The 21,567-nt window shown below is 37.1% G+C and carries 21 protein-coding genes and 1 tRNA gene; 12 read left to right on the top strand and 10 right to left on the bottom strand.

Annotated elements, in window-relative coordinates:
- Positions 1-45: 45 nt before the first annotated feature.
- From G530_RS0104135 to G530_RS0104100, 8 genes are all read left to right on the top strand, one after another.
- Positions 46-405 carry an MmcQ/YjbR family DNA-binding protein gene (locus G530_RS0104135; RefSeq protein WP_026933325.1) on the top strand — a complete coding sequence of 120 codons (360 nt, stop codon included), beginning with the start codon at positions 46-48 and terminating at the stop codon, positions 403-405.
- A complete protein-coding gene (locus G530_RS0104130) occupies positions 405-2,183 on the top strand; it encodes a MutS-related protein (protein WP_026933324.1) in 1,779 nt (592 codons plus the stop codon). Before G530_RS0104135 ends, G530_RS0104130 begins: the two co-directional genes overlap by 1 nt.
- Before the next feature lie 7 nt (positions 2,184-2,190).
- Positions 2,191-2,568 carry a GIY-YIG nuclease family protein gene (locus G530_RS0104125; protein ID WP_340139843.1) on the top strand — a complete coding sequence of 126 codons (378 nt, stop codon included), beginning with the start codon at positions 2,191-2,193 and terminating at the stop codon, positions 2,566-2,568.
- 95 nt (positions 2,569-2,663) lie between these two features.
- Positions 2,664-2,888: a GIY-YIG nuclease family protein gene (locus G530_RS16535; protein ID WP_026933322.1), complete on the top strand. Its 225-nt coding sequence runs from the start codon at positions 2,664-2,666 to the stop codon at positions 2,886-2,888.
- 166 nt (positions 2,889-3,054) lie between these two features.
- On the top strand, positions 3,055-4,059 hold the full coding sequence (locus tag G530_RS0104115; RefSeq protein ID WP_026933321.1) for a metal-dependent hydrolase: 1,005 nt from the start codon (positions 3,055-3,057) through the stop codon (positions 4,057-4,059).
- A gap of 143 nt (positions 4,060-4,202) precedes the next feature.
- Positions 4,203-5,912, top strand: a complete 1,710-nt coding sequence (locus G530_RS0104110) for a DUF885 domain-containing protein (protein WP_026933320.1) — start codon at positions 4,203-4,205, stop codon at positions 5,910-5,912.
- 67 nt (positions 5,913-5,979) lie between these two features.
- Entirely contained in the window at positions 5,980-6,558 is a 579-nt protein-coding gene (locus G530_RS0104105) for a PhnA domain-containing protein (RefSeq protein ID WP_026933319.1), read from the top strand.
- A gap of 245 nt (positions 6,559-6,803) precedes the next feature.
- On the top strand, positions 6,804-7,040 hold the full coding sequence (locus G530_RS0104100) for a VF530 family protein (protein WP_026933318.1): 237 nt from the start codon (positions 6,804-6,806) through the stop codon (positions 7,038-7,040).
- 307 nt (positions 7,041-7,347) lie between these two features.
- Here the strand turns inward: G530_RS0104100 and G530_RS16530 are convergent, their stop codons facing one another.
- Together G530_RS16530 and G530_RS0104090 are read right to left on the bottom strand one after the other, a co-directional pair.
- Positions 7,348-9,435: a dipeptidyl-peptidase 3 family protein gene (locus tag G530_RS16530; RefSeq protein ID WP_035715761.1), complete on the bottom strand. Its 2,088-nt coding sequence runs from the start codon at positions 9,433-9,435 to the stop codon at positions 7,348-7,350.
- Positions 9,436-9,721: 286 nt separating this feature from the next.
- Positions 9,722-11,113: a dipeptidase gene (locus tag G530_RS0104090; RefSeq protein ID WP_026933317.1), complete on the bottom strand. Its 1,392-nt coding sequence runs from the start codon at positions 11,111-11,113 to the stop codon at positions 9,722-9,724.
- Positions 11,114-11,419: 306 nt separating this feature from the next.
- Here G530_RS0104090 and G530_RS0104085 point away from each other — a divergent pair.
- The 4 genes from G530_RS0104085 (at position 11,420) to G530_RS0104060 (ending at position 15,059) form a co-directional block, all read left to right on the top strand.
- A tRNA-Leu gene (locus G530_RS0104085) sits at positions 11,420-11,501 on the top strand.
- A 675-nt stretch (positions 11,502-12,176) separates the two neighbouring features.
- A complete protein-coding gene (locus G530_RS0104070; RefSeq protein ID WP_026933316.1) occupies positions 12,177-12,635 on the top strand; it encodes a hypothetical protein in 459 nt (152 codons plus the stop codon).
- Positions 12,636-12,707: 72 nt separating this feature from the next.
- Positions 12,708-13,187 carry a hypothetical protein gene (locus tag G530_RS0104065; RefSeq protein ID WP_026933315.1) on the top strand — a complete coding sequence of 160 codons (480 nt, stop codon included), beginning with the start codon at positions 12,708-12,710 and terminating at the stop codon, positions 13,185-13,187.
- Positions 13,188-13,202: 15 nt separating this feature from the next.
- Positions 13,203-15,059: an adenylate/guanylate cyclase domain-containing protein gene (locus tag G530_RS0104060; protein ID WP_156888589.1), complete on the top strand. Its 1,857-nt coding sequence runs from the start codon at positions 13,203-13,205 to the stop codon at positions 15,057-15,059.
- Positions 15,060-15,104: 45 nt separating this feature from the next.
- Here the strand turns inward: G530_RS0104060 and G530_RS16525 are convergent, their stop codons facing one another.
- From G530_RS16525 to G530_RS0104020, 8 genes are all read right to left on the bottom strand, one after another.
- Entirely contained in the window at positions 15,105-15,293 is a 189-nt protein-coding gene (locus tag G530_RS16525) for a hypothetical protein (RefSeq protein WP_035715758.1), read from the bottom strand.
- Between the two features lie 262 nt (positions 15,294-15,555).
- Positions 15,556-16,032: a GNAT family N-acetyltransferase gene (locus G530_RS0104050; RefSeq protein WP_026933313.1), complete on the bottom strand. Its 477-nt coding sequence runs from the start codon at positions 16,030-16,032 to the stop codon at positions 15,556-15,558.
- A gap of 6 nt (positions 16,033-16,038) precedes the next feature.
- The gene (locus tag G530_RS0104045; RefSeq protein WP_026933312.1) at positions 16,039-17,361 is read right to left on the bottom strand and encodes a M20/M25/M40 family metallo-hydrolase; all 1,323 of its coding nucleotides are present in this window, start codon (positions 17,359-17,361) and stop codon (positions 16,039-16,041) included.
- Between the two features lie 80 nt (positions 17,362-17,441).
- A complete protein-coding gene (locus G530_RS0104040) occupies positions 17,442-18,329 on the bottom strand; it encodes a haloalkane dehalogenase (RefSeq protein ID WP_026933311.1) in 888 nt (295 codons plus the stop codon).
- 159 nt (positions 18,330-18,488) lie between these two features.
- Complete coding sequence (locus tag G530_RS0104035) at positions 18,489-19,061, bottom strand: hypothetical protein (protein WP_026933310.1); 573 nt, start codon at positions 19,059-19,061, stop codon at positions 18,489-18,491.
- A 168-nt stretch (positions 19,062-19,229) separates the two neighbouring features.
- On the bottom strand, positions 19,230-19,853 hold the full coding sequence (locus G530_RS0104030; RefSeq protein ID WP_026933309.1) for a chloramphenicol acetyltransferase: 624 nt from the start codon (positions 19,851-19,853) through the stop codon (positions 19,230-19,232).
- 110 nt (positions 19,854-19,963) lie between these two features.
- Positions 19,964-20,500 carry an acyl-CoA thioesterase gene (locus G530_RS0104025; RefSeq protein WP_026933308.1) on the bottom strand — a complete coding sequence of 179 codons (537 nt, stop codon included), beginning with the start codon at positions 20,498-20,500 and terminating at the stop codon, positions 19,964-19,966.
- 72 nt (positions 20,501-20,572) lie between these two features.
- On the bottom strand, positions 20,573-21,460 hold the full coding sequence (locus G530_RS0104020; RefSeq protein ID WP_026933307.1) for a dioxygenase family protein: 888 nt from the start codon (positions 21,458-21,460) through the stop codon (positions 20,573-20,575).
- Between the last annotated feature and the right edge of the window lie 107 nt (positions 21,461-21,567).

Below are 21,567 nucleotides of genomic sequence, written 5' to 3'. Positions count from 1 at the left end.
TAGTAGCGTCACCCTGAACTCGTTTCAGGGTCTAAAAATTAAAAAATGAACATCGACACTTTCAGAGATTATTGCCTGAAGAAGAAAGGCGTAACCGAAGGCCTTCCCTTTGGTCCCGATAATCTTGTACTGAAAGTAATGGGAAAAATGTTCTCTATTGTTTCGCTGGATGAAGTTCCCTTAAGAGCGAATCTAAAATGTGATCCTGAAAAAGCCTTAGAGCTTAGAGAAGAATACGAAGAGAATATTCTGCCGGGTTATCATATGAACAAGCAGCACTGGAACACGCTGGTAATGGACGGGCGATTGGATCCTGAATTGATCTTTGAATTGATAGATCATTCTTATGATCTGGTTGTTGATGGTCTTACCAAAAAATTGAAAAAGGAACTTGAAGATTTATAATGACAGAAGCTGAAGAATTTTATTCCTCGCGACAGGCGAAATACACCGATTTAAAAAACAAGATCTCCAAAAAGCTAGTTATCTCAAGTACATTGAGATTGAGTGTCTTTCTGGCTATATGTGCTAGCATATATTTTTTCTTCGGAAATATAAATATCATACTGCCGGTTGCGTTAGTATTGATCGCTGTCTTTCTATTCCTGATCTCCAGGCACAGCGACCTCAAAAAAGAAAAGGATAAGTTAGAAGCGCTGATTGGGATCAATAAACTTGAGTTAAGGATTCTAAAAACAAGAGATTTCTCAGATCTGGCTGATGGGGTAAAATTCGAACCGGAAGATCATGAATTCAGTAGAGATATTGACCTTTTTGGGCGTAAGTCCTTTTTCCAGTTTTTGAACAGGACTGCACTTAAGGAGGGGAAGGCCAGGCTGGCAAAGATCTTATTGGCTAATACCACCGTAGACATTCTTAAAAAACAAGAGGCGGTAAAAGAACTCGCTTCAAAAGCCGACTGGAGGCAAAATTATTCTGCAACCGCAACTTTGGTAAAGACCGAAACCAATTCAAGAAAAATCCTGAACTGGATACGGAATTATAAGAGCTTCGTGCCTAATTATATGAAATGGCTCCCGGCAGTTTTTTCTGTATTATCGGTCGCTGTTCTAATACTTTTCTATTTAGATATCATTGGCGGCTCACAGGTTCTTTTATGGTTCATAATTGGAGTTTTGATCACCGGAGTATTTCTGAAAAGGATCAGTGAGCTATCAAGTATGGTTAGCAAGGCTCAGGATACTTTTCAGCAATATCATCAGTTATTATCCTTTTTAGAAAATGAGGAATTTGAATCAGAATTGATGAAAGAGGTGAAGACTTCGATCACTTCTGGATCCAGAAAAGCTTCAAATATTCTGAAGGAGTTCTCCAAAGCTATCGATGCACTGGACCAGAGAAATAACTTTCTATTCGGAATCTTAGCTAACGGATTTCTACTTTGGGATCTAAGACAGTGTTACCGACTGGAGAAATGGATCGAGAAACACCAGACAGCTGTTGAAAACTGGTTTGAGGCAGTAGAGAGAACTGATGCTTATAACAGTCTCGGGAATTTCGCATTCAATCATTCTAACTATCATTTCCCGGAAATATTAGAAAAGGGCGCTGGAATTACTGCCAAAAATCTCGGGCATCCATTGCTGGATCCTAACAAAAGAATTAATAATGATTTCCGGATAGACGGGGAACAGTTCTTTATAATTACCGGAGCGAATATGGCTGGGAAAAGTACTTTTTTAAGGACGGTCGCTTTGCAAATTGTCATGGCTAATATCGGACTTCCGGTTTGTGCAGATTCCTGCAGTTATTCGCCAACTAAGCTTATCAGTAGTATGCGTACCAATGATTCTTTAGGTGATGATGAGTCTTACTTCTTTTCAGAATTGAAGAGATTGAAATTTATTGTTGATAAAATCCAGACCGAAGATTACTTTATCATTCTTGATGAAATATTGAAAGGAACTAATAGTACAGATAAAGCTATCGGCTCCCGAAAATTTGTGCAACGTTTAGTTGGCACCAATTCTACCGGAATTATCGCTACCCACGATCTTAGTTTATGTGAGATCAGTAAAGAATTACATCAGGTAAAAAACTTCTATTTTGACGCGGAGATCGTAAACGATGAACTTCATTTCGACTATCATTTAAAAGACGGAATTTGCCAGAATATGAATGCTTCTTTTTTACTCCGGAAAATGAACATTGTGGAGGAATGAAAGTGAGATGCTGAATCAAGTTCAGCATGACGAGCTCCGTAGGATTTCTGGTAACTATAACGTCACCCTGAACTTGATTCAGGGTCTATACTTTTTAAAAATGAAAAAAAGTTATACCTATATCCTTTCTAATAAGAATAGAACTGTAATATATATTGGTGTAACCGGGGATTTGAACAAAAGGATTACTGAACATAAAAATGGAAAAGGTTCAGATTTTACCAAAAAATACAACCTCACTGATTTGCTTTATTTTGAAGAATTTACTGATATCAACCAGGCTATCTCAAGAGAAAAACAATTAAAGAATTGGCGTAAAGAATGGAAATGGGATTTAATTAAAGATTTCAATCCGGAATTAAAGGATTTGTTTTTTGAAATATGAGATGCTGAATCAAGTTCAGCATGACGAGCTCCATTATAACTTATATCAAATAAAATGTCACCCTGAACTTGATTCAGGGTCTTTACTTTTTGAAAATGAAAAAAGGTTATACCTATATCCTCTCTAATAAGAATAAAACTGTAAAATATATTGGTGTAACCGGGGATTTGAACAAAAGAATTACTGAACATAAAAATGGAAAAGGTTCAGATTTTACCAAAAAATACAACCTCATTGATTTGCTTTATTTTGAAGAATTTACTGATATCAACCAGGCTATCTCAAGAGAAAAACAATTAAAGAATTGGCGTAAAGAATAGAAATGGAATTTAATCAAAGATTTCAATCCAGAATTAAAGGATTTATTTTTTGAAAGATGAGATGCTGAATCAAGTTCAGCATGACAGGTTCCGTATGATTTCTGGTAACTATAAAGTCACCCTGAACTTGATTCAGGGTCTCTAATTAAGCACCTATATTTGCAGCATGGATTCACTTACCCAGATCGTTTTAGGAGCCGCAGTTGGAGAAGCAGTACTCGGCAGGAAAATTGGTAATAAAGCTACGTTATATGGTGCCATTGCCGGGACAATTCCAGATCTGGATACTTTCGTTGGCAACTTTTTCGATACGATAACCGCGATCGAAATCCATCGTGGATTTTCACATTCCATTGTGTTTGCGATTCTCTTTGCTCCGGTATTTGGCTGGATCATTTCGAAGATCGAGTCAAAGTCGGAAGCCAAATGGAAAAACTGGTCCTGGCTAATGTTCTGGGGACTTTTCACCCATCCCCTGCTCGATGCACATACTACATGGGGAACCCAATTGTTCTGGCCATTTGAACTCAGGCTTGCTTATAAGAATATTTTTGTAATTGATCCTCTGTATACGCTACCATTCCTGGTATTTCTTATCATGGCCATGCGACTTAAACGTACAGATCCTAGAAGGAAGAAGTATAACCAGATAGGACTCATAGTTAGCAGTATCTATCTATTAGTAATAACCCCGGCTTTAAAATTCTATACTTTTCAGAAATTTGAAAATTCCCTGGAAGAACAGAATATCACCTATGAGCGAATGGACACCAGGCCCACTCCACTAAATTCCATATTATGGACGGCAAATATTGAAACAGAAAACGCCTTTTTAATTGGAAATTATTCAGTTTTTGATACGCAGCCAATTGAATTCTACAGCGTTCCTAAAAATTACGACCTGGCTGTAAATCTAAAAGACGATCCAAACCTAAAGCGGCTCCTGCAGATAAGCGAAGGCTGGTATACCTTTTCCTCGAAAAACGGCAGTTTACATTTCAACGATCTAAGATTTGGAAACCTGGATATCGAAGATCCAGATTCAGAATTTATCTTCAGTTATGAATTAGCAAAAGAACATGGTGAGCTAACCGCAACAGAGACCGAAAAGGAAATGACCGATGCGAAAAAACTTCTTCCCAGACTTTGGGCTCGCATTCTGGGTAATTAGTAAATCTGTTCTATAATATTAAACTGGAAACGCGTCTTCCTGAACTTGCTTCAGAATCTTTTTTATATGAGCTTAGATGACGAATTCACAATTTTCACGATTCAAGGTATTTACATTTCTTATATTTAGGAAAAATTCCATTTATGCGATCGTTCCCGGCACTTCTAGCCATCATTATACTTCTTTCCAGTCCGGTTATTGCCCAAAAAGATTCTATTGCTCTCGAAAAGATCATCACGAAATTTGAGGATTATGAGCCTTATAAACGTTCAGATTATCCACTCGGACTTTATTCTGAACAGCATTATAAGAACCAGGCAGATTTTGCTGAAAATCTACTGGGAGAACTGAATGAATTGGATTTAGAGGAACTTTCTGAAACTCAAAAGATCTCTGCTGAATTACTTAAGTATGATCTGAGAAATACGGTTAAAACTTACGAGTTCAAGGAGTATTTGAATCCGTTACTTTCTGATTCCGGATTTCATTTAAGCCTCAATTACCAGATTCGAGACTTGAATAATTATGCGCAAGTGAGAGCTTACCTCAACAAATTGAATGCGGTTCCAACCTATGTTGATCAGCATTTTAAACTATTAAGAAAAGGGCTCAAGGAAGGTATCACTCAGCCTTTGGTGATTTTTAAAGGTTATGAAAATACTTATAACAGCCAGATTGTAGATAATTACAGGGAAAGTTATTTCTACAAGCCTTTTGAAGATCTTCCTTCTACCTTATCTCAAAAACAAAAGGATTCAGTTTTAAATGCTGCGGAAAAAGCAATCACTCAGAATGTGATCCCGGAATTTAAAAGGATCAGAACCTTCTTTGAAACCGAATATTTTCCGAAGACCCGAAAGACCTTAGGAGTCTCAGAAACCCCTAATGGAAGAAAGCATTATGATTATTTACTGGAATATTACACCACTTTAGATCTTAGCGCAGATGAAGTTCATAATATTGGTCTTGATGAAGTACAAAGGATCAATACCGAAATGAAGAAGGTAATGGCCGAAACTGAGTTCGAAGGCACTTTTTCAGAATTCTTTGATTTCCTAAGAACCGATGAGCAGTTTTACGCTCAAACTTCTGAAGAATTGTTGATGTTCGCCAGGGATATTTCCAAAAGGATCGATGCTAAATTACCGGCATATTTCACCAAACTTCCGCGTAAACCATATGGAGTAGCAGAAGTTCCTGCGGCTATTGCACCTAAATATACCACTGGAAGATATATTGGCGCTTCCAATGATACTCAGCCGGGGTATTACTGGGTAAACACCTATAACCTGCCGAGCAGACCTAAATACGTTTTGCCATCTCTTACCGCGCACGAGGCGGTGCCAGGGCATCATCTACAGATCTCTTTGAATAATGAACTCGGAGAAGATTTTCCGAAGTTCAGAAGGAATTTTTACATTTCTGCTTTTGGGGAAGGCTGGGGATTATATTCAGAATTTTTAGCCGAGGAAATGGGCATTTATCGCAATCCTTATGAGATCTTCGGAAAGCTTACCTATGAGCAATGGCGTGCCTGCAGACTTGTAGTTGATACGGGGATCCATGCTAAAGGCTGGACAAGAGATGAAGCAGTGAATTTCATGAAAAAGAACACAGCTCTTTCTATTCATGAGATCAATACCGAGGTAGACCGATATATTTCATGGCCGGGACAGGCGGTTTCCTATAAGATCGGGGAATTAAAAATAAGAGAGCTAAGAAAGAAAGCGGAAGAAGCTTTAGGACCGGATTTCGATATCAGAAAATTTCATGAGGTGATCCTGGAGGAAGGTGTGGTTACTTTGCCAATTCTTGAAGAAAGGGTTATGAATTATATAAATTCAGAATCTTAGACAAAATATCTATAATCTCTGAATCAGCTTAGAGTTTCAACTATCTTTGCAGCCAAATTGAATAACCATGACCTTAGAACAAAGCTTAAGACAACGTAGTGATTCGACCTGTGAGTTATGCGGAAATAATGAAAACCTTAATGTCTTTGCAATTCCAGATTCACCAGAAGAGGTTTTGATAGATAGTATTCTTATTTGTGATATCTGTCATGGTCAGATCGAAGATCCGGAAAAAGTAGAACCTAATCACTGGCGATGCTTGAATGACAGTATGTGGAGTACAGTTCCGGCGGTACAGGTGATGTCATGGAGAATGCTGAACAGATTAAAATCTGAAGGCTGGCCACAGGACCTTCTGGACATGATGTATATGGAAGATGAAGTAAAGGAATGGGCTAAAGCAGGTATTCAGGAAGAATCAGCTGAGAATGTTATAATTCATAAAGACAGTAACGGTGCTGTTATTGAAGCCGGAGATACGGTAGTACTAACCAAAGATTTGAATGTAAAAGGTTCGAGCCTGACCGCAAAAAGAGGCACTGCAGTGAGAAGAGTCTCCCTTGTTCATGACAATGCAGAACAGATCGAAGGAAAAGTTGAAGGACAACAGATCGTGATACTTACCAAATTCGTAAAGAAAATTTAATTACAAAATTTGGTATCATCTTGAATTCATTTTAGGGTCTCAAAATGAAAAGCTGATTAAGTTTAGCTTTACGTTAAAGGATTTCAAGGTCATTTCAAAGAAGTGAAACGACTGAGAAATCTTTTCAATATTAAATTATCAAGCAGATTTCTCCCTTCGGTCGAAATTACTAGCAATAAATAATCCTGAAAGCGATTTTATAGATAAGATCGAAGCAAGTTCAAAATGACAAAAATGTTGAAATTATGAGCGAACAGAATAATTCTAACCCACAACCAAATAACCCATTACATGGTGTAAAGCTAGCTACAATTGTAGAAAAACTCCATGCATATTATGGTTGGGATGGCCTCGCCGACAGGATCAATATCAATTGTTTTAAAAGCAATCCTACCATAAAATCCAGCCTTAAATTTCTACGCAAAACTCCGTGGGCCAGGGAAAAGGTAGAAAGGCTTTATTTAAAGACAGATTTTAACTAGCTAGATTCTTCACTTCGTTCAGAATGACATAGTCCGTCAAGTTGAACTATTTTCAACCTCTACTGATGAGATTCTTTACTTCGTTCAGAATGACATTCGTGTTTAGAGTCATTTCGAAAGAAAAGACTGAAAAATCTCTTTTGAACAGATTTCTCCCTTTGGTCGAAATGACGTTAATCATTTATTCTAGGTACGTCGAGCTGAACTTGTTTCAGCTTCTATTGATAAAATTCTTCACTTCGTTCAGAATGACATATAAAAAAAGCCCGGCAATTGCCGGGCTTTATAATTTCAGAAAAAAGAAATATTACATTTCAGCTGCCTCAACAGTTTCTTCTTTTTTAGCTTTTTCCTTAGCTTCTTTCTTTTCAGTTAGAAAGCTGAAGTTTTCAGAATAATCCATCATTTGCTTTTCGAAAGATTCAGGTTGAGTCACTTTTATAGTAGTGATCTCTCCGTTATCATCCATTTCAGCAACTAGAACAGGATTGATGAATCCGCTGTAAGGGGCAGACTTGAACTGAGCATTTCTGTCCAGAACTTCCTTGTGCATCTTCTGGTCTACCTTTACTCCGTAGTTTTCCACAAGTTCTTTTACAGCTTCATAATCACCTTCAGATTTGATTCTCTGAGTTTCCTTCAAAAGCTCACCGAAAAGTTCTCTTAACTTCTTATAATCCTTGATATCATAGTAAGTTTTACCATCCTTCTCAACTTTTTCTATCACTCCATCTTCCTTACCTTTTTCAAAAACCCAGGCACTCACCCACTGACGGTTTCTCATGTGAGCCTCTTCAACATCATCTCCAAGCTCCAATCTCACCAACTGAGTTACCATACCATTCCTGATATAATCGTTGTAAGCAGCTTTCCCTAGCTCTTCAGCATTGTCTGTAAGTCCAAGCTCTTCAAGTTTTGGATCCATCAGGTAATACAAACCAACAAGATCTGCACGTCCTTCTTCCAAAGTAGAAGCGTAGCTTTTCAAAGTCTCCTTTGTAGTTCCAACACCCTGGTTTAACTGACCAGATGCGTGACCTACAACCTCGTGAAGTGCTGTATGTAATTTATCTGCCTGTTTTCCATATTTTTCTGAAAGAGCGATTTCCTCTTCATCATGAGCAAATTCCTTTAACCTGTCGGTTCCACCTGCATTTTCATATGCATTGATGATATTTCCTAGAGAAACAGATTTACTTCCGTGCTCTTTTCTAATCCAGCTTGAGTTAGGCAAATTCACCCCGATTGGTGTACTCGGAGACGCATCTCCAGATTCCCCAGCAACAATTACTGTTTTATAAGTAACTCCAACTACAGAATCTTTCTTGTGCTCGTCCATGATCGGAGAATTATCCTCGAACCACTGAACGTTCTTTTCAACAACGCTCATTTTCTCAGACATATCAAAATCCTTGATCTGGATAATGCTTTCGTAAGAACCGGTGTAACCTTTTGGATCGTTATATACTTCTATAAAAGAGTTGATATAATCGATGTTTCCTTCAGTAGCTTCAACCCATGCCACGTTATATTCGTCCCATGTTTGAAGATCGCCCGTATTATAATAGTCTATCAAAAGACCTAGGGCATTTGCCTGCTTTTCATTTTCAGCAACTGCTTTAGCTTTCTCCAGCCATTTTACGATCTCATCGATCGCCTCGCCGTAAAGTCCGCCGCTTTTGTATACTTTTTCAACCAGCTTTCCATTCTCCTTAACCAGCTTGGTATTTATTCCGTAAGCAAGAGGTCTTTCAGGATTTGGAGATTTTTTGTTCGCATAGAACGCATCAACCTCTGCAGCTGTAATCCCTTCGCCATACATATTCACCGCCGAACCTTCGATCAAACCATCAGCTTCGTTCAAATTTACTTTCTTGGCATCCTTATCATTAAAGATCACTTCATAAGCCTCTCCAGTAAGATCTGTATTGGTTTCTTTTAATAGCGTATCGAAATATTCTTTACTGAATTCAGGCTTCAACTTAGCGTTTGAATAATGGTGGTGAATTCCGTTTGAAAACCATACTCTTTTAAGGTAAGTTTCAAAAGCAGTCCAGTCTTCAGAAGATTTATCACCTTCATAATTCACATAAATATTCTCTAAAGCTTCACGAATGCTAAGGTTATGACGATAATTCTGATCCCAGATAATATCGCGTCCAGAAAGTCCTGCCTGAGTTAGGTAATAAACAAGTTTTTGCTCTTTAAGGCTAAGATTTTCCCATCCCGGGATCTGATAACGCAGGATCTTAAGATCTGCGAATTCATCAGCTTTAAAATTGAATTCTTCCTGTGAAGTTTCTGCCTGAGCTGAATCTGATCCTTTCTTATCCTGATCACAGGATACGAAAGTAAGAGCCGTAGCTAACAGACAAGTACTTAATATTTTATTCATGTTGTTAAAAAATTTTGAGGCGCTAAGATATAAAAACGGGGAATCAAATTTTAATAAATCTGACTCCCCATTAATAGGAATAACTGATTAAGGTTTTAAGTCAATTCGAAAAAGTGAAACGACTAAGAAATCTCAATACTCTATGAGATTCCTCCCTGTGATCGAAATGACTATTAATCGTATTATAGATAACGATTATTCTTATTATTTCTTCGTCAAGCTGAGCTGGAAACAGCTTCTCTGAAGATTCTGAATCAAGTTCAGGATGACAACAGAAGAAGCAAACTTATTTTTTACTCATTTCAGTAAAATGCTTATAGAACCATGGAATGGTTTCAATCCCTTTCAGATAATTCCAGATTCCGAAGTGCTCATTTGGAGAATGTATCGCATCAGTATCTAAACCGAATCCCATCAGGATGATCTTACTATCCAGCTCTTTTTCAAACAGGGAAACGATCGGGATACTTCCTCCGCTTCTTTGCGGAATCGGGGTTTTTCCGAATGTTTCTTCATAGGCTGCACTCGCCGCCTGATACCCAATAGTGTCTATTGGTGTTACGTAGGGATACCCACCGTGATGCGGCTTCACCTCAACTTTTACCGAATCTGGTGCTAAACTTTCAAAATGTTTTTTGAAAAGTTCAGTGATCTCTTTCCAATCCTGGTTTGGCACGAGACGCATGGAGATCTTAGCGTATGCTTTTGAAGGAAGAACCGTCTTGGCCCCTTCTCCAATATATCCACCCCACATTCCATTAACATCAAGAGTTGGTCTAATTGACCCTCTCTCTAAAGTAGAATATCCTTTTTCACCATGAACATCCCTGATATCGAGTTTCTCTTTATACTCCTCTAGGCTAAATGGAGCTTCAGCCATTTTAGATCTTTCCTCATCGCTAAGGTTTTCAACGTTATCATAAAAACCTGGAATGCTAATATGATTATTCTCGTCAGTCAGTTGAGCGATCATTTCACTCAATATATTCAAAGGATTAGCTACTGCACCACCATAAAGCCCGGAGTGTAAATCACGATTTGCCCCGGTTACCTCAACTTCCACATAAGAAAGTCCGCGAAGACCCGTAGTAATTGAAGGAGTGTCTTTAGAGATCATTCCGGTGTCTGAAATTAGAATAACATCATTCTGAAGCTTTTCCTTATTCTCTTTGATCCACCAATCCAGGTGCTCACTACCTACTTCTTCCTCACCTTCTATCATAAACTTCACATTGCAGGGAAGTTCATCATTCTGGGTCATGTATTCCATTGCTTTCACATGCATATACATCTGGCCTTTATCATCACAAGAACCACGAGCGAAGATTGCCCCTTCCGGGTGAATTTTAGTTTCCTTGATCACCGGTTCAAATGGTGGAGAATCCCAAAGATCTAACGGGTCTGGTGGCTGAACATCGTAATGACCGTAAACCAGAACGGTTGGCAAATTTTTATCAATGATCTTTTCAGCATAGACTACAGGATGACCTGGAGTAGGTGAAACTTCTGCAGTATCACAGCCAGCTTCCAGCAACCTTGCCTTAACTGCATCTGCAGCTTTTAGCATATCCCCTTTGTAAGCGGGATCTGCTGAAATAGAAGGAATCTTAAGAAGATCAACCAATTCATCCAGAAACCTGTCTTTATTCTTATCTAAGTATTCTTTTATTGAATCCATGAATTAATTTTCAAGTTTGCGTAAAGTTACTAAGTTCTATCTGGAAATCTATAATGCAATCATCATGTCTTTTCATAAGCTAAGCCTAAACTTTTTCAGTTTTTCCAAAAATTTTATGATTTGATTACGCACTGTATTTCAGACTATTAAAAACACGGAATTTGAAAGGCTGAATTATTCGGAAAAAAAATTCAATATTTTCTGCCAACACTATTTGAAATTTAAAAACTATAATTATATTTGCACCCGCTTAGGTAATTAAGCAGGGAATCACAACGAGTCCTAAGTGTTGTGAAACTTTAAAATGCGGGCGTGGTGGAATTGGTAGACACGCTAGACTTAGGATCTAGTGCCGCGAGGTGTGGAGGTTCGAGTCCTCTCGCCCGCACAGAGAAAAAGCTTCAGAGAAATCTGGAGCTTTTTTTATTTAAATCTATTCCTCTTGAACCGACTCAAAGTAAATCTGTAACGCTTTAGCCAAAGTTTCTTTTTCGACAGGTTTATTTATAAAGTCATTACTACCTGCTATTAGCGACAATTCTTTATACCCTCTTTTGAAAATGTAGATTAAGCTATTATCATGATTTTTTATAATGGCCAACGCTAACATTTTTCTGAAATATCGATCCCCAGAATGCTAAATTCAGAAGGTCTTTTCAGCATAAAATTTACGATTTTCCCCGGCCCGCAGCCTGTAGCAGCAATTCCTGATCCCGGATTTTTTAGAAAACTCAGAAATTTCTCCAAACCTTTTGCCTACCTCTCAAGTTCCATAAGCCTTGACTGATATTCGACCGCGTATTAATCAAATATCGCCTCAAGACTCTGCAAATTTCCTGAACTCCTTTCTTTCATTTCAACTTTATAAAAGTATAAAACCTGAAATTTTTAAAACCACTAAAATATTGATTTACAATTATTTAAATATATTTTCTATCTTTAAGATCGCTTGTATCAGGTGTTTAAAGATTGCATCGATAAAAAACGAGCATAAACCCTCACTTCTTTAGCTCATTTCTGGCTATAACTTCCCTACAATTTAAACCAACTAATATTAAAAAATATGAAATCTATTATCAGAAATTCAGGACTATTATTAATTATTATCCTTTTCTCAGCAAACATCAATGCGCAAAAGAAAATTGAATTAATGCTTATTGTTAAAACAGATTCGATCACCCAAAATAATATTGCTGAAACCTGCAGATTTGAAGGGCAACCCGCCGATACGAATATTGAGGACTTTGTAACCGAAGTTAGCTTAAACGATGAAGTTAAATGGAAAGCAGATCAGGCAGAAAACAATGATGCTAAAGTTAAACTGGTAAAATTTCAACATGACAGTGGAACGAAATTATTTAATAAAGATTCCATACAAATGAAAAATGGTAGAATAAAAGGTGATATCGTAAATGGAAATGCCAATGAAGAAGAAAAATATTCTCTGGTCATAAGGGTAAAAGATAGTAATAATGACTGGCAGGAATATACTATTGACCCTAAACTGAAACTAACACAATAAACTAGATAGGGTAGGAAATTAATCCTACTTGATCTATCCCTACATAATTATAATCAACAAAAAATTTTAATTATGAAACCACAAAATTTAATCCCAGCTTTCATATCAGGAATTGCTATTGGCTCAGCTCTGATCTATAAATTGTTTCAAAATGATAAAACTATTACGCTGACGGTAGATACCAGGAAAATAAATGATAATAATATAGAGGAGACTACTTTTTTCGGCACATGTAAGACTATTAGAAATAGTGAATATACGACCTGCGTTAAACCTGGTGAAAAAATCAAATGGGAAGTTAAAGCTTTAGACCCAAATGGACCTCGAGTCAAATTTGTAAAGTTTAAACATGATAGTGGCAATGATTTTTTTGGTAATAGCCGGCCGCACCCTAATTCGAATAAGAATGAAATAAATGGTACAATATCATCAAAACCTGGTAGAATAGGTGACATAGAGAAATACTCATTAGAGATTGAGGTCAGATATAATCCAGGTGGTAGCACTAAAACATTTCCAGTAGATCCAAAATTACTTTTAACTCAAAATTGATAACCCTACGACCCTATGAGTAGATGGAGATTGATCTATAGTATCAAATTGGGACTCAGTAAAATACTGATCCTTACATTCTTCTTATTTCTACCTAGCCACCTGTATTCACAGCAGGAGACTAGTATAGAAGATATGGAGAAGGAATATGAAAATTCAGGTGCTAAAAAGAATGACCTATCTATACTCTATGAATTGTCTAATGAAATAACAGAGCCGAACAAAAAGGTTAAGTACTCTCAAGAATTAGTGCGTATAGCTAAAGCAAAAGATTGTACGAAATATGTATTTGCAGGATACTTTCAATTGGGTAACGCTTATCAAGTTAAAGGTGATTATAGTAAGGCTTTAGAAAGTTACTTTAATGCCGCAGAGAATACAGATTCAGATCGAGAACTTGGACAGATAAAATTAGTGACCGGTGATGTGTATTCACTATCAAAAAATTTCGAAAGGTCTGTAAAATATTATGACGAGGCCATCCAGTATTTTAGAGGAGCCCAGGATGCACAGGATTCTACATATCTAGGATCAGGATTATTCAATGCAGGCGATGGATACCTGAAAAACAATCAGCTGGATAAAGCATTTTCTTATATACAGGAGGCTGGACTTATTTTCGATAAACTGGATTTTGTCAAAGGTGCTGCTTATTGTGTTGGAACCTTAGGTTTGATTTACGCAAAACAAGGCGAAAATGAAAAGGCTGAGGAAAATATCCAGGATGCCATTCAGAAATTAGAGAAAGAAGAAGATTATGCCCCGATTTGCGAGTTTTTAACAGCAATGGCAGATATCTATACTGAAAAGAATGATGAAGCCAAAGCCCTCGAGTTCGCATTACTTAGTCGAGAACTCGCCACAGCATATGGTTTTAAGAATGAGATCATAGAATCTAATCTGAAATTATCTGAGATCTACGAAAAAACCGGGGACATACCTGAATCTTATAGATATTACAAAGAATTCATTATTTATCGGGACAGCGTTATAAATGTTGAAACAGCACAAAGTATTGCCGGATTACGTGCAGATTATGAAGTTGATCAGAAACAGGCCGAATTCGACCTTTTAAATGAAAAGCAGAAAAATCAGCAATTAGTATTGATCTCTATTGCGGTTGCATTGTTCCTGCTTGGATTACTTGCTTTCGGATTATACAGGCGAAATAGATTTATAAACAAGACCAGTGCGATTATTGAAAAGGAACGAAATAGATCAGACAGATTACTACTAAATATTTTACCTGAAGAGACCGCAAAAGAATTAAAGAAAAACGGAAAAGTAAAAGCTCAAAAATTTGCTTCTGTAACCGTTCTTTTTGCAGATTTTAAAAGATTTACACTAGTAGCAGAAAAGTTAACTCCAGAAAGACTTATTAAAACTGTTGATTATTATTTTTCACAGTTTGATAGAATTATGGATAAACATGGAGTAGAAAAGATTAAGACCATAGGAGACAGCTATATGGCTGCAAGCGGATTACCCTTTCCTTCTCATGATCATGCCTCTCGCATTCTTAAAGCCGCCTTTGAAATGACCGAATTTGTCCAGGAGACTAAAGATAAAGCTCTGTTTGATGATGCCGATTTTGAAGTGCGTATAGGTCTTAACTCAGGCCCCGTAGTAGCTGGTGTGGTTGGTATTAAAAAGTTCGCTTACGACATCTGGGGCGATACCGTAAATATTGCTGCCCGTATGGAATCACATTCAGAAATAGGAAGGATCAATATTTCTGAAAACACATATGAGCTTATAAAGCACGAATTTCACTGCGAATATCGCGGTGAAGTTGAGGTTAAAAACCAGAGAATATTAAAAATGTATTATGTAAACGCTGTAAAAGAGAACATCGATAAAAAAGCGGTTTAAGTTTTTTTAGAAGCTCATTACAAAGTTGCAAATACAAATAATACTTCAGGATTTAGATCTAATCAATGACTTCCTGGCCTTGTAGCTACTCAGGAACCTTCCCGTAATGGTCCAGCCAGCACCAAGACCTATCAACATTCCTGATAGTAAATGAACTTCTGTTCTATTAAAAAAATAACCAATAAGAATTCCGGTTATGACCATCCCTAATCCTAAGATCCTTACTTTATTCATGATTTCTCATTTAAAAGGTCTTCGCATATTTAACGCGCTGTAGGGATTGCATCTGTGTAGGTTTAGACCCGATTTGGACGCTAAAATTAAGTATTAATTCGCAATTTATCCATGTTTTATTACAATTAATCTATTAAATATAAAGTTTTAACAACTGACCTTCAGTAATTCATGGACCGTTCCTGAATTGAAATACAGGAACAATAAAACGATCTAACGCCGTCACCTATAAATACTAACAGATGAATTTCAAGCGAAATTTTTATGATTGGTCATTATATTTCCAGCTGATCTTTATTGCCATTATTTTGGTTGTTTTCAGCATTTTATCTTTATGAATTAGAAACCCGTTCTTTTCATAAAAACCTAAGGGAGACCTATATGGTTCATCATTGCACTTAACATAATCATTGGTGGAAATCACCCATCCATTTAATTCAGTTCTGTATTTCTTTACCTCTTGGATCAATGTGGTTCCAATTCTTTTTCCTTGAAATTCAGATTTCAAAATTACTGCAAACCAGCGTTCATTTTCACGAATAAAATCAACATACCATCCAGTAATATCTTGATTTTCGTCAAGCACCAGTATGTGATTTTGATCTCGGAGGTTTTTCAGGTAATCTTCAAATTGCTCAAAATTTTCATATTTAAGATCTCGGGGATATTCCCCATTCCACAACTCTAAGATCTGCTGTTTTTCGTTTAGTGAAAGGCATGTTGTTTTCCTGAAATCCACATGAAATTATTTCTTTTTAAAATTCTCCATTTTAGATAGCCTGTACATCAAAATTGCCGCTCTCTTAGCCTGAACACCAACCATATTTATATTTCCGGTTTCATTTATGGTATGATCATCCGCTCCGCTTAAACCAAGTCCGTCAACCGCCATTTCTACATGACCGGCCGTAAAAGAAATATCTGCTGCTCCGGCATTTCTTGGGTTTACCGGGTATACTTCTCCAAAACCAAGATCCTGACTTATTTTATCATAATATTTTAAAAGTTGATTATTCCCTTCGGTACGAGCCAGAGGAGGATAACCACCCTCATCAAAACTTAATTTAGCTTCTGTTTCAGGATAATTTTCAGATACAATTTTCAGCATTGTTTGTTTGGCTCTTTCTAATTGCTCAGGGGAAACTGCCCGTATATCACCTTTTGATATAGCACTCTGAGCAACTACATTTGTTTTTCCCAGTGCAGACCCCCCAGTTCCATCTTCTTTTAAATCTACCGTAGTTCCTCCTAAAATAAAACCAGGATTAAAAGTGAGATTTTCCTCTTTAGAAAGTTCTGTATAGAACTCGTTTAGGATCCTGGAAGTTTCATAAATAGCTCCCACCCCTACTTTCTCACTAAATACTTGCGAAGAATGCGCTGCATTACCTGTCACTTCAAGTTTCCAACCAGCAGAACCTCTTCTGGCAACAACTATGGTTTCAGGATCACCATCTCCATTTTCAAAACCTAGAGCAACATCTGCCCGTTCAGCAGCATCTACAAGGTCTTTCTTGGAAAGCTCTATAGGAGCTCCACTTTTTTCTTCATCCCCGGTCATAACAATTTCAACAGAAATATTTTCTAATACTCCTGCGTCTTTCAGTGCCTGCATGGCAAGAATAATAATTACGTCCCCTCCCTTCATATCTGCCACTCCGGGAGCTTTCATTACCGAATCATTTTCCATCGAAGAATTCTGAAAAGGGCTATCCAACTCAAATACCGTATCCAGATGACCTATTAATAATAGTTTTAAGCCAGGTTTTCCTTTATGGGTAGCTACAAGGTGACCGGCTCTTCCATAAGCCTCTCCGGAAGTTAATCTGGTTTCAAAACCAAGTTTATCCAGTTCAGACTTGAATAACCTTCCCACTTCTTGTACACCTTCAAAATTCATGGTGCCGCTGTTTATATTTACAGCTTTCTCTAGCAGTTCCAGCGCTTCTTTCTCATGCTGGTCTACAGATTGCACGATCTTTTTCTCTTTCTTATCCAGCTGTCCAACAGACAAAAAAGGTATTATGAATGTCACTATTAAGACTATAAATTTTAAGAGATGCTTCATGTACAATCAATTTTAGGAAAAAGTTATATTACATAAATGTACAAAACTGAATAGATAAAATCCTCGAGGAAATATTTCGCTTATGACTTTACAAGATCACTTTCTATAAAAGTCTTTACATGGTGTGCGATATCTTCACCTTTTTCTTCCTGAAGAAAATGCCCGGCATCCTGAATAACAATTGGCCTGTCTCCTTTAGTTCCGGGTATCAGTTTATGGAAAAAATTTTCCAGCCCACTAAAAACAGGATCTTTATCTGAAAATATTACCAGGGCCGGTTTATACCATTCAGATAGAACTTTCCTGGCTTTTATCATCCTGTCTACACCTTCAGCATCAGGTTTTGAAGGAACTAATTGAGGGAAAGCTTTAGCCCCATCTTTGTATTTTTTCTCAGGAAACGGACTATCATAGGCTTTTCTAACCTCTTTAGATATCTTTCCAAAACTTGCAAATTTTACAATCCTCCCGGCAGATAATGCTGGATGATATTTAGCATATAATTGCCATAACCTGAAATACCATGGTAATTTTTTGCCTTTCGGCAGAAAAGTATTCAATACCACCACCCTTTTAAATCTTTCGGGATATTCACCCAGAAGACTTAATCCTAAAAGACCGCCCCAATCCTGGACTATGAGCGTGATATCATTCAACTCTAATTTATCAATGAAATTTTTGAGCGACCGAAAATGAAGATCAAATGTATAATTCTTCCAACCCACGATCTTATCAGACTTTCCAAAGCCAATCATATCTGGTGCAATGAACCGGTAATCTTTTAAAACAGGAATGAATTTTCGGTATAAATAAGACCAGGTTGGTTCTCCATGAAGAGCCAGGATCACTTCACCTTCGCCTTCATCTATATAATGCATTTGCATTTCTTCAAAATCTACATAATTCTCCTGGTATGGGAAATCTGGTATAGATTCAAATCTGGCCGGGTCTGTTTTAAGTATTTCCATCTGTTTCTATTTACATGCCATAAGATTATAGCCAGATAGTTTGGGATCGCTAATCCATGACTGAGAATTGCAATGATAATCAAGTTAGCCAATTTTAGTGAGAAATTGCCAGCCTTCAATTTTTATAGCCTTTCTATTTCCTCCTACTTATTGATCTTTTTACAGTTTTCGCTTTTTACATTCGATCTTCCAGGTAGGATATTTTACAGATCCATCCAAACTTACCCATTGCCCTAACCAATTAAATCCTTCTTCAGAAATTTCGCTAAAAGTGATCTTATATTTTCCTTCATTCCCATTGGGTGATTTCTGTGACCTATATAAAACAATATCTCCATCCTGCATCCCTCCCTGCCAGGATGGTAAATTCGCAGGCTGCTTCCCAGAGGTGAAATAATGAACATTCCAGGTAGAATTCTCAATATCAAATTGCCTGATACTGCCGGAATGAACACCATCTTCTTTCAGGGTTTGATCCTGAATTGCCATACCATTCAATATATATTTAAATTCCCAGGACATTTCTATAGGTTCTGTCCATTCGCCTTCAGCATTTCGCCTAATAGATTTACAATCACAGATACCTATTAGTGGCTGATAATCTTTAATTTCTTCTGGTGCTTCAGGGTTTGGCAGGCCAAAAGGATTTTGATTATTTGGTTCATATTCGGCTTGAGAAAATACAGATGAAGTAATGAATAAGCTCAGGAATAAAATCGTAATGGTTTTCATAATTGGGATGAATTTTAAAACAACAACTATAATAGGTCTGGAAATGAAGTTAGATATTTTATATAAATCAACTCAATTAATGATGTGAATGGCTAAAACAGGGTATTGAACTAATCAGAAGGATAAGCTCCAGGAGATCATAAATATCTCAGGAAGATCGATGTAAACTTAAGAATTTAGCAATTCCTGAAATTTCTCTACAAATAGCCCCACATGATAACCATCCATCAACGCATGATGCACATGAATAGAAACTGGCATCATTCTTTTCCCGTCTACCAGGCTTAATTTTCCGAAAGAGATCTTTGGGCAACTATCTTCTGCAGAAAAACTTCTGGAGTGAGATAATGAAGTGAACTTCACCCAGGGTAGTGCAGAATAATGAACTTCGTTCTGGCGAACTTCCTCTAACATGAGTCCGCTGCCAGATTGGATTCTTTTCATTTCCTTTCCAGCATTTTCAAGGAATACTTTAAAATCTTCATCGTGAATGATATGGGAAAAACCGAAAGTATTGTCGGGCCTGCTAATAGTTGCAGAGGCATTGATCTGGTCGTAGATAAAAACTTTCCCTTCTACTATTCTATATCTAAAATTCTCTATAGAATTCACGGCCTTAGAAGCCAGATGCAGGTAAAATAGAAAAAATGAAATTCCTTCTTTTTTACACTTATTGTAAGCCGTGGTGCAATCTAAGTCCACCGTTAGCCCGAAAAAAGGTTCTTCAAAATTTGAAAAAAATTCAAAATGTTCCTTTCTCTTCCAGGTGGATACGTCTAGCTCTGACTTCATATGATTTAAATATTACAATTAAAAAATAACTGCAAAACTAAAGGAATTTAGTCTTTTTAGGGAGAGCTAAAGCAAAGGCTTTAAACATAATATCTTACCATGTACTTATGTTACTGGAACTGAGATTTCTCAATGATGTTTTTATCATCCCGAAACATTTTCAAAACCCATTCTGAGGGAGTTTGGGCGATTGATGGACCTCCTGCTTCTTTTATAATATCGGCCAATACATGAGGTACATCTTTTTTCCAGATAAGTGCCCTGGTTACACCAATCGCTTTGGTATAATCTTCCTGAATAAAATAATGGAGGTGATACACCCATTTATCGTCCCACCCGGCAGTTACAAGTTTCACCTCAAATTTAGTCCATAATTTTAATGGTTTTCTATAAATGATCTTTTGAGAACCTAAGGTTGGCGCCATACCTCGACCAACAATCACCTTATACAGTTTTGATCGGGCAATAAGCTCCCATCTCATATAATCCATATAAGCAGGGTATTTAGAAGCCGTCATAACCCTTAGCCCATCACAATCAAATAATCTAACCCTGAAAGTCCTGGTAATACTTTCGTCTAAAGCGATAGAAGTTTGAAATTTTCTTAGAGCGAGAATTTTTATTATAGTATACCAATAATGTATCATACCTATAGAAATAGTGCTTCCATATTTTTGAATAAGGGCGAAACCTAATTTGAGTTCAGGATTCTAATTAAATTATATCCTTTCAAAATTTCTGACTTTTTCTACCCCATTTCCATAGGAAGTAGATTTAATGAGAGAAACCTCTCCGTCCTTTTTTAGATCAAAATGCAATTTTTCATACATTCCGTCTGGCAGCCCGGCATATTCAAAATCATTCTTTCCTACATAGGTAAATACTTCTCCGAAAACTTCATTTTTAATCCACAGATCACCATCTTTACTGAAAAACTCACTGATTTCGCCTGAATCAATTCCCCTGTAACTACCTATAATACGATCCAGGGCCTCGATACTTAGTTTTAATTGATCATTCATATTACAATCAAATACGATCTTTGAAACCCCGTCCTCTTTATCTAATTTTAAAATTCTATGTATCGCTCTGGAACCGATTGTAGAAGGATCTTTTGTTATAAAAGGATCTCCTTCAAAATAGATCTGGGTTATAAGACTCTGGTAACCGGGCGCAGAAAACATCATATGAAAATGAGCTGGTCGCACTTCTCCTCCGCCTACGTCATACGGAACAGGCATTTGAGTTGTAAACTTATAATGGCCGTTCTCATCACAATAAGTTGTTCCCCTGTATTTAAATTCTTCTGAATCATTATCGTAGACCTCATCATTAGAACAATGCCAGAGTTCTACTTTAGCATTGCTGTATCCAGTAGCGCAATCTTTGTGTCTAACAGTTCCAGATAATTCAACAATCTCACCTGGCTGCCCTTTAATCACCAGATTGTTGCGAACAGGGCTTTCGGGACGGTAAAATGGCCCCAGAATGTCTGAAGTTGTTTCACAGTCGCCCACATAATTTTCACCATTAAAACTTATAAAACCTGTAGTTGATATTGCAATTATTCCTAGACCGGTAAGTTTTGTAAAATCTCGACGCTTCATAATTTCCTTATTTTCAATTATTAAAAATATAAAATATAAGTAGGTGATTTACTGGCAGATACAAAGCGGAAGCAGCTCCTTAAATTTACAATAAATAATTCACCGGG

The organism is Christiangramia echinicola DSM 19838 (assembly GCF_000423065.1).
GTDB lineage: Bacteria > Bacteroidota > Bacteroidia > Flavobacteriales > Flavobacteriaceae > Christiangramia > Christiangramia echinicola.
This window is presented reverse-complemented; position numbering and strand designations above follow the sequence as displayed.

Coding starts and splice junctions, on each gene's coding strand:
- G530_RS0104135 (WP_026933325.1), top strand. CDS start 46: ATGAACATCGACACTTTCAGAGATTATTGCCTGAAGAAGAAAGGCGTA.
- G530_RS0104130 (WP_026933324.1), top strand. CDS start 405: ATGACAGAAGCTGAAGAATTTTATTCCTCGCGACAGGCGAAATACACC.
- G530_RS0104125 (WP_340139843.1), top strand. CDS start 2,191: ATGCTGAATCAAGTTCAGCATGACGAGCTCCGTAGGATTTCTGGTAAC.
- G530_RS16535 (WP_026933322.1), top strand. CDS start 2,664: ATGAAAAAAGGTTATACCTATATCCTCTCTAATAAGAATAAAACTGTA.
- G530_RS0104115 (WP_026933321.1), top strand. CDS start 3,055: ATGGATTCACTTACCCAGATCGTTTTAGGAGCCGCAGTTGGAGAAGCA.
- G530_RS0104110 (WP_026933320.1), top strand. CDS start 4,203: ATGCGATCGTTCCCGGCACTTCTAGCCATCATTATACTTCTTTCCAGT.
- G530_RS0104105 (WP_026933319.1), top strand. CDS start 5,980: ATGACCTTAGAACAAAGCTTAAGACAACGTAGTGATTCGACCTGTGAG.
- G530_RS0104100 (WP_026933318.1), top strand. CDS start 6,804: ATGAGCGAACAGAATAATTCTAACCCACAACCAAATAACCCATTACAT.
- G530_RS16530 (WP_035715761.1), bottom strand. CDS start 9,435: ATGAATAAAATATTAAGTACTTGTCTGTTAGCTACGGCTCTTACTTTC.
- G530_RS0104090 (WP_026933317.1), bottom strand. CDS start 11,113: ATGGATTCAATAAAAGAATACTTAGATAAGAATAAAGACAGGTTTCTG.
- G530_RS0104070 (WP_026933316.1), top strand. CDS start 12,177: ATGAAATCTATTATCAGAAATTCAGGACTATTATTAATTATTATCCTT.
- G530_RS0104065 (WP_026933315.1), top strand. CDS start 12,708: ATGAAACCACAAAATTTAATCCCAGCTTTCATATCAGGAATTGCTATT.
- G530_RS0104060 (WP_156888589.1), top strand. CDS start 13,203: ATGAGTAGATGGAGATTGATCTATAGTATCAAATTGGGACTCAGTAAA.
- G530_RS16525 (WP_035715758.1), bottom strand. CDS start 15,293: ATGAATAAAGTAAGGATCTTAGGATTAGGGATGGTCATAACCGGAATT.
- G530_RS0104045 (WP_026933312.1), bottom strand. CDS start 17,361: ATGAAGCATCTCTTAAAATTTATAGTCTTAATAGTGACATTCATAATA.
- G530_RS0104040 (WP_026933311.1), bottom strand. CDS start 18,329: ATGGAAATACTTAAAACAGACCCGGCCAGATTTGAATCTATACCAGAT.
- G530_RS0104035 (WP_026933310.1), bottom strand. CDS start 19,061: ATGAAAACCATTACGATTTTATTCCTGAGCTTATTCATTACTTCATCT.
- G530_RS0104030 (WP_026933309.1), bottom strand. CDS start 19,853: ATGAAGTCAGAGCTAGACGTATCCACCTGGAAGAGAAAGGAACATTTT.
- G530_RS0104025 (WP_026933308.1), bottom strand. CDS start 20,500: ATGATACATTATTGGTATACTATAATAAAAATTCTCGCTCTAAGAAAA.
- G530_RS0104020 (WP_026933307.1), bottom strand. CDS start 21,460: ATGAAGCGTCGAGATTTTACAAAACTTACCGGTCTAGGAATAATTGCA.